General features: G+C 45.2%; 11 protein-coding genes. 4 read left to right on the top strand and 7 right to left on the bottom strand.

Features of this window, described 5'->3' with window-relative positions:
- Positions 1–44: 44 nt before the first annotated feature.
- Entirely contained in the window at positions 45–1,457 is a 1,413-nt protein-coding gene (gene mmuP, locus G4P54_RS01420) for an S-methylmethionine permease (RefSeq protein WP_024715579.1), read from the top strand.
- Between the two features lie 35 nt (positions 1,458–1,492).
- Here the strand turns inward: mmuP and G4P54_RS01415 are convergent, their stop codons facing one another.
- From G4P54_RS01415 to gamR, 3 genes are all read right to left on the bottom strand, one after another.
- Complete coding sequence (locus G4P54_RS01415) at positions 1,493–2,563, bottom strand: branched-chain amino acid aminotransferase (protein ID WP_167871550.1); 1,071 nt, start codon at positions 2,561–2,563, stop codon at positions 1,493–1,495.
- Positions 2,564–2,771: 208 nt separating this feature from the next.
- The gene (locus G4P54_RS01410) at positions 2,772–3,047 is read right to left on the bottom strand and encodes a DUF1648 domain-containing protein (protein ID WP_167871549.1); all 276 of its coding nucleotides are present in this window, start codon (positions 3,045–3,047) and stop codon (positions 2,772–2,774) included.
- Positions 3,048–3,078: 31 nt separating this feature from the next.
- Complete coding sequence (gene gamR / locus G4P54_RS01405; protein ID WP_167871548.1) at positions 3,079–3,786, bottom strand: transcriptional regulator GamR; 708 nt, start codon at positions 3,784–3,786, stop codon at positions 3,079–3,081.
- A 217-nt stretch (positions 3,787–4,003) separates the two neighbouring features.
- On the opposite strand from gamR, the gene nagB reads away from it, so the two are divergent.
- The 3 genes from nagB (at position 4,004) to gltP (ending at position 8,059) form a co-directional block, all read left to right on the top strand.
- Positions 4,004–4,753 carry a glucosamine-6-phosphate deaminase gene (gene nagB / locus G4P54_RS01400; protein ID WP_167871547.1) on the top strand — a complete coding sequence of 250 codons (750 nt, stop codon included), beginning with the start codon at positions 4,004–4,006 and terminating at the stop codon, positions 4,751–4,753.
- Positions 4,754–4,773: 20 nt separating this feature from the next.
- Positions 4,774–6,669, top strand: a complete 1,896-nt coding sequence (gene ptsG, locus G4P54_RS01395) for a glucose-specific PTS transporter subunit IIBC (RefSeq protein WP_167871546.1) — start codon at positions 4,774–4,776, stop codon at positions 6,667–6,669.
- A gap of 145 nt (positions 6,670–6,814) precedes the next feature.
- The gene (gene gltP / locus G4P54_RS01390; RefSeq protein WP_024715585.1) at positions 6,815–8,059 is read left to right on the top strand and encodes a glutamate-aspartate/proton symporter GltP; all 1,245 of its coding nucleotides are present in this window, start codon (positions 6,815–6,817) and stop codon (positions 8,057–8,059) included.
- 35 nt (positions 8,060–8,094) lie between these two features.
- Here the strand turns inward: gltP and trhO are convergent, their stop codons facing one another.
- The 4 genes from trhO to G4P54_RS01370 form a co-directional block, all read right to left on the bottom strand.
- On the bottom strand, positions 8,095–9,063 hold the full coding sequence (gene trhO / locus G4P54_RS01385; protein WP_024715586.1) for an oxygen-dependent tRNA uridine(34) hydroxylase TrhO: 969 nt from the start codon (positions 9,061–9,063) through the stop codon (positions 8,095–8,097).
- A 208-nt stretch (positions 9,064–9,271) separates the two neighbouring features.
- Positions 9,272–10,150: a helix-turn-helix domain-containing protein gene (locus G4P54_RS01380; protein WP_167871545.1), complete on the bottom strand. Its 879-nt coding sequence runs from the start codon at positions 10,148–10,150 to the stop codon at positions 9,272–9,274.
- A gap of 105 nt (positions 10,151–10,255) precedes the next feature.
- Positions 10,256–11,596, bottom strand: coding sequence for an erythromycin esterase family protein (locus G4P54_RS01375; protein ID WP_167871544.1), 1,341 nt, complete (start codon positions 11,594–11,596; stop codon positions 10,256–10,258).
- Positions 11,597–11,701: 105 nt separating this feature from the next.
- Positions 11,702–11,980, bottom strand: a complete 279-nt coding sequence (locus tag G4P54_RS01370; RefSeq protein ID WP_167871543.1) for a hypothetical protein — start codon at positions 11,978–11,980, stop codon at positions 11,702–11,704.
- Positions 11,981–12,007 lie beyond the last annotated feature (27 nt).

The following is a 12,007-nucleotide window of genomic DNA, read 5'->3' as shown; positions in this document are numbered from 1 at the left end:
TTTATTAGGAAGGAAATAAACCGCCGATAGAAAGTTGGTAAAAAATGAAACCTGCTCACAACAAGAATGAGACAAACTTTCAAAGAAGTATGAAAAGCCGGCACCTCTTTATGCTTTCCTTAGGAGGTGTCATCGGAACCGGTCTGTTTTTAAGCTCAGGCTATACCATTCAGCAGGCAGGCCCGGCGGGAACGATACTCGCCTACTTAGTCGGCGCCGGAATCGTCTATTTGGTCATGCTGTGCCTTGGTGAACTCTCTGTAGCCATGCCCGTGACAGGAGCCTTTCACACTTATGCAGCCAAATACATAGGACCTGGCACCGGATTTACGGTAGCATGGCTGTACTGGCTGACATGGACCGTGGCATTGGGATCAGAATTCACAGCAGCAGGCCTGTTAATGCAGCGCTGGTTCCCCCATACGTCCGTTTGGATGTGGAGCGCCGTCTTTGCGCTGGTCATTTTCTTACTTAACGCATTTTCGGTCAAGTTTTTCGCAGAATCAGAATTTTGGTTTTCCAGCATCAAAGTATTAGCCATTGTATTGTTTATTCTTTTAGGCGGCTCTGCCATGTTCGGCATCATCCCGATCAAAGGGGGAGAGGCCGCTCCGATGCTGTCCAGCTTCACAGGGGAAGGCGGGCTCTTTCCCAATGGATTTGTCCCCATCTTAATGACGATGCTGTCCGTCAATTTTGCTTTTTCGGGAACGGAACTGATTGGTATCGCCGCGGGTGAAAGCGTTGATCCCGACAAGACGATACCAAAAGCGATAAAAACAACGGTCTGGCGTCTCTCACTCTTTTTTGTCGGAACCATTTTTGTGCTGTCAGGGATGATTCCGATTCAGGATGCAGGCGTCATCGAAAGCCCGTTTGTCGCAGTCTTTGACAGAGTCGGTGTCCCGTACGCAGCCGATATCATGAACTTTGTCATTCTGACAGCAATCCTGTCAGCGGCAAATTCCGGACTCTACGCTTCATCAAGGATGCTGTGGTCTTTATCAAAAGAAAAAACGCTTCATCCGACATTTGCAAAGCTGACATCAAAAGGAACCCCGTTTAACGCGCTGGTGTTCAGCATGATTGGCGGGATTCTGGCACTGCTGTCCAGCGTATTTGCGCCGGATACTGTATACGTTGCGCTCGTGTCGATTTCCGGTTTTGCGGTCGTTATCGTGTGGATGGGAATCGCCGCTTCTCAATTCATGTTCAGAAAACGTTATATTGAAGCGGGAAACAAGGTCGCCGATTTAAAATACCGGACTCCCTTGTATCCGTTCGTGCCGATTGCCGCGTTTCTGTTATGTCTGGCTTCTGTTATCGGCATAGCCTTTGATCCGAACCAAAGAATCGCATTGTATTGCGGCATTCCGTTTATGGCCGGCTGCTATGCAGTGTATTATGCGAAAAACCGAAAAAGACAGCCGGCTGCTGATATGACGCATGCCAAATAAAAAGAACCTGCCTCCGCGCAGGTTCTTTTTCATCTTCAAACTTCCACCGTCCAGTTGACCGGCCCTTTCACTTTGCCAAGCTGAATATCTGTTATCGATTCATACAGTTTTTTCGAGATGCCCCCGATTTGCCCGTCGCCTACAATCACGGTCTTCCCATGAATATTGAGTTCACCCACAGGCGTAACGACCGCTGCCGTACCGGTGCCAAAAACCTCTGTCAATTCTCCGCGTGCAGAGGCCGTGTAAATCTCATCAATTGAAATCCTCTCTTCACGAACCGGAATGCCCCAGCTGCGGATCAGTTCAATCGCAGATGCTCGTGTAATTCCGCTTAAAATGCTTCCGCTTAAAGCAGGTGTGACAGCTTCCCCGTTGATGACGAAAAAGATGTTCATGCTTCCTACTTCTTCCACGTACTTCTTTTCAATGGCATCAAGCCACAGCACCTGGTCATAGCCCAGATCATTCGCCTTTCGCTGCGCCTGAAGACTGGCGGCGTAATTTCCAGACGTTTTTGCATTGCCGACTCCGCCATTTACCGCCCGCACGTATTCATCTTCGACATAGATTCTGACCGGCTTCAGCTGATCGTCGCCATAATAGGAGCCGACAGGCGAAAGCACGATCATAAATGTATAGCTTTTGGATGCCTTTACCCCGAGACTCGGTTCTGTGGCAATGACAAACGGACGAATATACAGTGACGTTCCCTTTTCCTTAGGAACCCAATCTTTCTCCAGCTCAACTAATTGTGTCAATGCTTCGAGCACAAGCACTTCGTCTAAAGGAGGCATGCTCATGCGCTCACACGATCTGTTCAGCCGTTTGATATTTTGATCCGGCCGGAACAGCAGCACCCTGCCATCTTCTGTTCTGTACGCTTTTAACCCTTCAAAGACAGCCTGGCCGTAATGAAAAACAGATGCAGACGGATCAAGCGTAAGCGGAGCGTATGGTGCAATTCTCGGATGGTACCAGCCCATTCCCTCTTCATAGTCCATTACAAACATATAATCTGTGAAATATTTCCCGAATTCCAAGGATGACGGATCGGGTTTCACCTTATGAAATGTGATTTTTTCTCGTTCAATAAGCTTATTCAATCTAATCAGCACACCTTTCACTCGTAGTTGTTTAAATATTCAGTCTTTTTAAAGCTACAAAAAAATAAAGCCTCAATTGATGATACGCCCGCTCCACGCTATTAAATTTCAGAATATTCTTTATTATCATCAGCTATTATACACTACTTTCATGATCAGATGAAGCTGAAATTAAAGAAAACAGCCAGATTTATTCTGGCTGTCTGATTTAGACCGCTAAACAAAGGATGACAATGTGGCAAATCAGCAAAATATACACTACAATCACAAATTGCCAATTAACCTTCTGCGCCCATGCAAACACCAGCATCAAAATAGGCAGCATCACTGATCCCGCCAGCTTGTTAACCGTCAGATCCGGGCTGTTCGCTGCATCATAATGAATCGGCATCTCCGACGGAAGAAAAGGATAAAACACGATTGAAAGGATGAAAGCAGCAACGACAGACCCCCACATTAACTTTTCATTCGTCAATAGAAACATAGAACGACCATTCCTTTCCTATCACATATTGTTATGAATCATATGATTGTTCTACGGTGAATTTCGTTCGGTCTCCCCGCGTAATAATTTGCGCATACTCCACTACTTCTTCATTTTTATCATAGGTGAGAGATTCTGATAAAAACGCCGGCGCTCCGACATTGGTTAATAAGTGGCCGCTGATCGTTTCATCCGTTAAAATCGGCTCAATCGATTCCGTCCCTCTGCTGATTTCAATGTTGTATTTTGTCCTTAACAGCTCAAACAGCGAACCGGTGCACTCTTCCTGTGCCAGGCCCGGTGCCGCTTTCCAAGGAATATATGAGATGTGATACTGCAACGGCTCCCCCTCGGCGTATCTGACTCTGACAAGCTTGTTGACAGGTTCATTCTCTTTCATCTTCAAAATCTCGGAAATGGAGTGATCAGCAGGGATCACCACAAGCTCAAGCACTTTTGATTCAGAACGCAGACCCCTCATTTGTTTTGCAAAGCTCGTAATCTTATGCGGAATCGGTGTTTGTATTTTTGCAGCCGATACAAATGTTCCTTTTCCTTGAATTCTCTTAATATATCCCTCAAGCTCAAGCTGCTGCAGAGCCAATCTCACAGTTGTTCTGCTGACATCATATTGCTCGCAAAACTCGCTCTCGGTCGGCAGCTGATCATTCGCCTGATATTTCCCTGACTTCATTAATTCAATGATTTTACATTTGATCACAGAATATAAAGCTGTCATTTCATTCTCCCCATTCCTATGGAAACCGTTCTTTTTGATCGAGACCATAATACCATTCGCCTTCCCAATATAAAAGATTTGTATTCTTCTTTTATAACGAATTTTCAGAAATTCATATTGACAGTTTGACAAGAGCGGTGCTAAATTCGTAATAACAACTATCAGAAAATTGACATAACAAATATGATGCTTGTCTATCTCTTTGAGGGGGTGTCACATGAAGATTATAATCGCTGAGCACTATGACGAACTCTGCAAGTTAAGCGCTGTCATTATTAAAGAACAGATACAAGCTAAGAAAGATGCCGTCCTCGGACTGCCGACAGGAAGCACGCCGGTCGGCTTGTACAAGCAGCTGATTTCATACTATCAGGCAGGCGAAATTGATTTTTCAAAAGTTACTACATTTAATTTGGATGAATACGCCGGCCTCTCTCCATCTCATCCGCAAAGTTATAACCACTTTATGCATGAGCAGCTTTTTCGGCATATCAACATGCAGTCCAGCCATATCCATATCCCGCAAGGAAACAATCCGCAGCTTGAGGCTGAATGCAAGGTATACGAGGAGCTCATCCGTCAGGCGGGGGGCATTGATGTACAGATTCTCGGCATTGGCGCCAATGGCCACATCGGTTTTAATGAACCGGGATCTGATTTTGAAGATCGGACACGAGTGGTGAAGCTGTCAGAAAGCACGATACAAGCAAATGCCAGATTCTTCGGCGGCGATCCTGTGCTGGTGCCGAGACTTGCGGTGTCAATGGGCATTAAAACCATCATGGAATTCAGCAAACATATTGTGCTTTTAGCGAGCGGCGAGGAAAAAGCTGACGCCATTCAAAAGATGGCTGAAGGCCCTGTCACAGCTGATGTGCCAGCCTCCATTCTTCAACAACACAATCATGTAACCATTATCGCCGATCAAAAAGCGGCTCAAAAATTAAGAGAGGCATCATACTCATAACATCATAAAAGGAGACTGTCATGTTTAAAAAGGCATTTCAAATTCTGCAGCAGCTTGGGCGCGCGTTGATGACTCCGGTTGCCGTCCTGCCGGCAGCCGGTCTTTTGCTCCGTTTCGGAGACAAGGATTTACTGAACATCCCTATTATAAAGGATGCGGGCGGCGTTGTATTCGATAACCTGCCGCTGATTTTCGCCGTGGGGGTCGCGATCGGTTTAGCCGGCGGCGAGGGTGTAGCCGGACTTGCCGCTGTCATCGGGTACCTCATTTTAACCGTCACCCTTGATAACATGGGAAAACTGCTCGGCCTTCAGCCTCCGTATGAAGGCGCCGAGCACCTGATAGATATGGGGGTTTTCGGAGGAATCATCATCGGGCTTCTCGCCGCCTATTTATATAAGCGGTTTTCATCCATTGAGCTGCATCCGGTCCTTGGATTTTTCTCTGGAAAACGCTTTGTCCCGATTATTACTTCTGTCAGTTCATTGGTGATCGGCGTGATTTTCTCATTCGTTTGGCCTCTGATCCAAAACGGAATTAACGCAGCCAGCGGTTTAATTGCCGATTCAACCGTCGGCCTGTTCTTTTACGCAACGATCTATCGTTTGCTGATTCCTTTTGGCCTGCATCATATTTTTTATACACCTTTCTATTTTATGATGGGAGAATACACAGACCCGTCCACAGGCAATACCGTAACCGGCGACCTGACAAGGTTTTTCGCGGGAGACCCGACAGCCGGGCGATTTATGATGGGAGATTTCCCTTACATGATTTTCTGTCTGCCGGCAATTGCTCTCGCCATTATCCATACCGCGCGTCCGGAAAAGAAGAAAATGATCTCCGGCGTTATGATATCTGCGGCGCTCACATCTATGCTGACGGGTATTACAGAGCCGGTTGAGTTTTCATTCTTGTTTGTTGCGCCCGTGCTCTATTTCATTAACTCGATTCTTGCCGGCGTCATCTTTGTCGTTTGTGATGTATTCCATGTGCGCCACGGCTATACATTCTCAGGCGGCGGAATTGACTACGTCCTGAACTACGGGCTGTCGACAAACGGATGGGTTGTCATTCCTGTCGGGATCGTGTTTGCCTTCATTTATTATTATTTGTTCCGATTCGCGATTTTGAAGTGGAACTTGAAAACGCCAGGCCGTGAAACAGATGAAGCCGATCAGACTGAGGCAAAAGCGCCTGTCGCAAAAGATCAGCTTGCCTTTCATGTGCTGCGGGCCTTAGGCGGACAGCAAAATATCGCCAACCTGGATGCATGCATTACAAGGCTTCGTGTGACCGTTCATCAGCCGAGCCAAGTCAGCAAGGATGAATTAAAACGGCTTGGCGCAGTAGGTGTGCTTGAAGTCAACAACAACTTCCAGGCGATATTCGGAACAAAGTCCGATGCCTTAAAAGACGACATCAACACGATCATGGCCGGAGGAGTTCCTGACACCGCCGCTGCGCTGGATACGGAAACTGATAAACGGCAAAAGCCGGCTTCCAGTGAGACCTTTATTTATCCGATTAAAGGCGAAACAGTCTCTCTGGCAGACGTGCCTGATCAAGTCTTTTCAGAGAAAATGATGGGCGAAGGGTTTGCGATTGATCCATCAGAAGGAAAAGTCGTTGCTCCTGCGGACGGGGAAATCGTCTCCATTTTCCCAACGAAGCACGCTATCGGCTTTAAAAGCGCCGGCGGCACAGAAATCCTGATTCACGTCGGCATTGATACAGTCAAATTGAACGGGGAAGGCTTTGAAGCCCATGTCACGAGCGGACAAGCCGTCAAACAGGGCGAACTGCTTCTTACATGTAATCTCGACTATATCAAGCAGCATGCCGCATCGGCTGTGACACCGGTTATTTTCACGAATGCATCTGAAGAAGAGATGAAACACATCCACATGAAGTAAAAAAGACCCCCTTCTTAGCAAGGGTCTTTTTTACCAACATAATGAAAGCGCTATCAAAATAAAATAATCTGAAAAAAGGTGTTTGCCTTTGATTCACGAATGATATGAATATGCCTGTATTCTATCATTCTAAAGGGGGATTCATTTGAAAAAATTAATTGCATTTCAAATTTTAATCGCTTTGGCAGCCGGTGCAGTGATCGGACACTTTTTTCCTGATTTCGGAATGGCACTGCGGCCTGTCGGTGACGGGTTTATCCGTTTGATTAAAATGATTGTCGTGCCGATTGTGTTTTCTACTATTGTCATCGGAGCCGCAGGAAGCGGAAGCATGAAAAAAATGGGCAGCCTCGGCATCAAGACGATCATTTGGTTTGAAGTGATTACCACGCTTGTATTGGTGCTTGGCCTTTTATTAGCGAATGTCTTAAAACCGGGTGTCGGGCTTAATCTCTCCCATTTGGCGAAAAAAGATATCAATGAACTGTCAGGCTACACAGATAAAGTTGTTGATTTCAAACAAATGATCCTCGATATTATCCCTACAAACATTGTTGATGTGATGGCCAGAAATGATTTGCTTGCCGTTATTTTCTTTGCCATTTTATTCGGTGTCGCCGCTGCCAGTATTGGCAAAGCCTCTGAACCAGTGATGAATTTCTTTGAATCCGTTGCTCAAATTATGTTCAAACTCACGCAAATCGTCATGGTGACTGCTCCTATCGGCGTATTAGCCTTGATGGCGGCTTCTGTAGGCCAATATGGCATCGAGCTCCTTCTCCCTATGTTTAAACTTGTTGGCACGGTATTCCTTGGTCTGTTCCTGATCCTCTTCGTCCTCTTTCCGCTTGTCGGTCTCATTTTTCACATTAAATATTTCGAAGTGTTAAAAATGATATGGGATCTGTTTTTGATCGCTTTTTCCACCACCAGCACAGAAACCATTCTCCCCCAGCTGATGGACAGAATGGAGAAATACGGCTGTCCGAAACGAGTGGTATCATTCGTCGTTCCCTCCGGCTTGTCATTGAACTGTGACGGCTCCAGCTTATATTTATCGGTTTCCTGTATTTTTCTGGCGCAGGCCTTTCATGTAGACATGACCTTGTCCCAGCAGCTGCTCATGATGCTTGTGCTGGTCATGACCAGTAAAGGCATTGCAGCTGTTCCGTCAGGCTCGCTTGTTGTTCTTCTGGCGACTGCCAATGCTGTAGGGCTGCCGGCTGAAGGTGTTGCGATTATAGCGGGCGTTGACCGCATCATGGACATGGCGAGAACAGGCGTAAATGTGCCAGGCCATGCGATAGCCTGCATCGTCGTATCAAAATGGGAAAAAGCCTTCCGTCAAAAAGAATGGGCCTCCGTAAACGGACAAACCGAAAGCTTATAAAAAAAAGAACACCTCATTCCCGAGGTGTTCTTCCTTTATTGAGCAGCAGCTTGATCTGCATTTTCAATCGCTGCCAGTCTTGCATTTATTTCTTCCTCTGTCATATTGTGCTCTTTGACATACATATTTCTCGGGTTCGTGCGGCATTCGTGGCTGCAGCTGCGCATATATTTATACTCATTTTCCGGTGTGCATATCATTTTTTTGTTGCATGCTGGATTTGCGCAGTTCACATAACGCTCACACGGCTCGCCTGTAAAGTAGTCTTTTCCGACAATCACATGCTCAACACGGTTGACCGGCACGCTGATTCTTTCATCGAATACGTAGCACTGGCCGTCCCAAAGCTTACCCTGCACCTCAGGATCTTTTCCGTACGTCACGATTCCGCCGTCAAGCTGTGACACATCTTCAAAGCCTTGCTTCATCAGCCAGCCAGAGAATTTTTCACAGCGCACGCCGCCTGTGCAGTACGTTAAAATCTGTTTGCCTTCAAGCATATCTTTGTTTTCTTCGATCCATTCAGGCAATTCACGGAAGGCTTCAATGTCAGGGCGGACAGCGCCTCTGAAATGGCCAAGATCATACTCGTAATCGTTGCGAGCGTCGATCACAACTGTATTTGGATCCTGCATTTTCTCATAAAATTCCGCAGGCTTCAAATGCTGTCCTGTTGTTTCATTCGGATCCACATCATCATCAAGACGAAGCGTTACAAGCTCCTTCTTATGACGGACGAAGATTTTTTTGAACGCATGACCTTCTTCTTCATCAATTTTAAATACCATATCAGCAAAACGAGGATCAGCTTTCATTGTTTGCATATATGTTTCGGTCTGCTCAAACGTACCTGATACCGTACCGTTAATTCCTTCAGAAGAAACAAGAATACGGCCTAATAAACCAAGCTCCTTACAAAAAGCCAGATGCTGTTCTCTGAACGTCTCTGGATCTTCAATCGGAACATATTTATAGTAAAGTAATACTCTGTATTGTTTTTCCATGATTTAAACACCCTGTTCAATTATAGTTAGTTGCTATGCACACTCTTACTATATCATACAGGAAAATGCCGCAAAGATGAACATATCCGCCCAGACTGATAAAAATATCCAAGCTCTTACAAACTCACGCGGCACAAGGGGTTATAAACACAGAATGGTATTTCCCATTAACTTACTAACTAAAGTAGTTATCTGAAAACTAATTTTATCATTCTTCTTCAAAAGATAGATTTACCGGCTCATCCAAGAGTTCTCCCGGCATTTCAAGGTTTGTTGAAGGAACGCTCTCATCTACCTCTTCAAAAACAACATGATCCATCCACACTTGACCAGGACCTGATAATTGGACACCAAAAGATATCACAGCGCTGTTTTCAGGGACATCTAAAACGACAGCATAATGATTCCAATTGGTTGTTCCAGTAATAGGCCTGTTGCTCATATTATCAAATTGGAGAACATCATCAGCGGCACTGTCAACCCTCATCCAAAGGGAGGCAAAATGCTGCACTCCTTTTGTTTTGATAAAACTGGATAGACGAAGCCTTTTCCCCAGATAGCGATCTGCTTTAAATTGCTGCATCATCGTCGCAAATTCGCCGATATCCTGCACCATCGTTGATTTTAAATACCCTGACACTTTTCCCTGGTGTACATTTTCCCGGTCAACCCCCATTTCGAATTGGAATGGATGGCTCCCGCTCAATACCCAGCCTTTCATTTTTTTCTCCATGCAAGATTCCTCCTTTTTTGAAGTGAAACGCTTCATAAATGTTCGATATGCTCCAGGCGGCATGTGGTACAGTTTTTTGAACGTCCTCGTAAATGCTTCTTGAGATTCAAACTGATAACACAAAGCAATATCAATAATGCGAACATCTGTATAAAGCAAAGCTGCCGCTGCATTTGCGAGACGTCTTAACCGAATATAAGAAGCAACCGACATGCCGACTTCTTTTTGAAAAATCCGATGAAAATGGAATTTGGAAAAGCCTGAAACACTTACAATATCCTCGTGTGATATTTGTTCATGTAAATGTGATTCAATCCAATCGATTGTTTTCTGGACAGCTTTTTCATAATACATTCACGCTTCAATCTCCTTTCTGTTTTAGACTAATGGATCACAGCTTTCTTGTTTTGATTATTTTTGCGATATGTAAAAATCCCCTGTTGCCACAGGGGATATCTCTCACTTGATAATGACTGATGGCGTGATATGCTCCAGCCAAATGATACCGTCATATTGTTCCTTCACGATCATCTGCTCTTCCGTGCGCCCCCAATAGAGTGCTGCCCGCGGGGTATACATCCACGAAGTGCCTTTCTTGTTTTTGGTATGGAGAACATCAACAAAGACAGCTGGATGGCCTGCAGATTTGAGCAAAGCTTCAAGGCTTCCAGCCGGCGGCGGGCTTGTGACTGGGATAACCGTCTTATTATCAATGCTGTCCAGACTCGCACCTGAATACGCATAAATGCCAATCGTATATGTTTGTTTTTTCAGCCTGTCCGGTAAATAATCACCCATGTTAGGTCCGTTTGCGTACGTCCAATCTTGTATCATTTTGGTATTCTGTTTGCGAAGATGGTAATTGTGGCCCCAGACGATGATTTTCTGTTTCGGATAAAGGGTATCCGCGACCCACTCAAATTGTTCAGCCATCATGCGATCTCTTAAAATAAACGGGACATCTTCTAATCTCTCCAGTGGTTCTTTTAGATTTTGTTTCATTTCTTGGGGCATATATATTTCCATGACGTCAATTCTCAGCTGAAGAGAATGCATAAAGATCTCATAAGCCTTTGGCTCTTTCGGAAGGTGTGCTTTTAGCGCTGAAGCGTTATTTTCAGCGAACTTGATAAGCTCCTGATAGTTTTTTACAAGCGCTTCCTTCTTTTGCGTAAATTCTGCAAACGTGCTGCTGTCTGTCACCAATTTTGAAAAATCGTTTTCTGATTGGGAGAGCAGCTCCGCTTTTTCCGGGTCCACGGCTTTTACCCATTGATTCGCGGCATCATTGAATGAATTCTTCATGCCTTGAATATCAAAACCGGTAAGAATCAGCGGATCGCCTTTCTCTTTTTGCTCTTTCATATAATCAAACAGCTCAACGACATCTTCTGTGTGCCATACAGCATAAATGGAGTTTTTCATCGTGCTCTTAGGTGTGGATTGGTCCATATTGAGGTAGGAGGCATTAGTATCGGTAAAGGCAGATTCAAAGGCCAACACATCATATCCCAGTTCTTCATGAAGGTATTTGATCATGCGTACCTTGGTGGCGTTGATTTCGCCAGCACCGTGTGTGGTTTCTCCTAATTGAACGATTCGTTTTCCTTTCAGCACCTTCTTCAGAAAGCGCAGGTCTTTGTTTGAAGCAGCGGAAGCATCCAGCGGTTGTGCATGTTTTTCAATCCAGCGCCCCCAATGCTTTTCTTCAGAAGCAGCACGCGCGGAGGCTGAAAAAGAAGTAAACACCAAACAGACAATCAGCAGCGGCAGGGCCGTTTTCACTATCATTCGTTTCAAATCTATCTCTCCTTTTCTATTAGGTTCTCTAGGAGTTACGAGATTGACATAGAAAAAGTTTCCTTTTTTTAATCAACAAAAAAAGCTTCTCGATTGATAGAAGCTTTATCTGGTCCCTCTCATCACCTGATGAAAGTAAAACCGATACGTATTTCGTAAAAATGTCTCAACCGGAAGCTGCACACCCGCTTGATATTTGCTGATGATGAACGGAAACCGCTCGATTCCTTTCTCACGCAAATCACTCACTTGCTCTTCATCCGCTGCCTTCTCCCGCAGAACCGATTCAACGATCGGCCAGCACGCTTCCCGCAGCTGTCTCAGGACGGTTTCATCTCCGGTGTTCTGATAATCCGTGATCCAGCTGATGATTTGTTTCTCCATGAGCCTCACCTTTCTTCAAAAAAAGAG

Origin of the sequence: Bacillus tequilensis, assembly GCF_012225885.1 — a bacterium.
Classification (GTDB): Bacteria; Bacillota; Bacilli; order Bacillales; family Bacillaceae; genus Bacillus; species Bacillus tequilensis.
Note: the sequence above shows the minus strand (reverse complement) of the source record. Positions and strands in the feature narration are given on the sequence as shown.

What these genes read in the sequence shown, in the direction of transcription:
- nagB (WP_167871547.1), top strand. Translation starts at nt 4,004, where the DNA reads ATGAAGATTATAATCGCTGAGCACTATGACGAACTCTGCAAGTTAAGC.
- ptsG (WP_167871546.1), top strand. Translation starts at nt 4,774, where the DNA reads ATGTTTAAAAAGGCATTTCAAATTCTGCAGCAGCTTGGGCGCGCGTTG.
- G4P54_RS01370 (WP_167871543.1), bottom strand. Translation starts at nt 11,980, where the DNA reads ATGGAGAAACAAATCATCAGCTGGATCACGGATTATCAGAACACCGGA.
- mmuP (WP_024715579.1), top strand. Translation starts at nt 45, where the DNA reads ATGAAACCTGCTCACAACAAGAATGAGACAAACTTTCAAAGAAGTATG.
- G4P54_RS01380 (WP_167871545.1), bottom strand. Translation starts at nt 10,150, where the DNA reads ATGTATTATGAAAAAGCTGTCCAGAAAACAATCGATTGGATTGAATCA.
- G4P54_RS01410 (WP_167871549.1), bottom strand. Translation starts at nt 3,047, where the DNA reads ATGTTTCTATTGACGAATGAAAAGTTAATGTGGGGGTCTGTCGTTGCT.
- gamR (WP_167871548.1), bottom strand. Translation starts at nt 3,786, where the DNA reads ATGACAGCTTTATATTCTGTGATCAAATGTAAAATCATTGAATTAATG.
- trhO (WP_024715586.1), bottom strand. Translation starts at nt 9,063, where the DNA reads ATGGAAAAACAATACAGAGTATTACTTTACTATAAATATGTTCCGATT.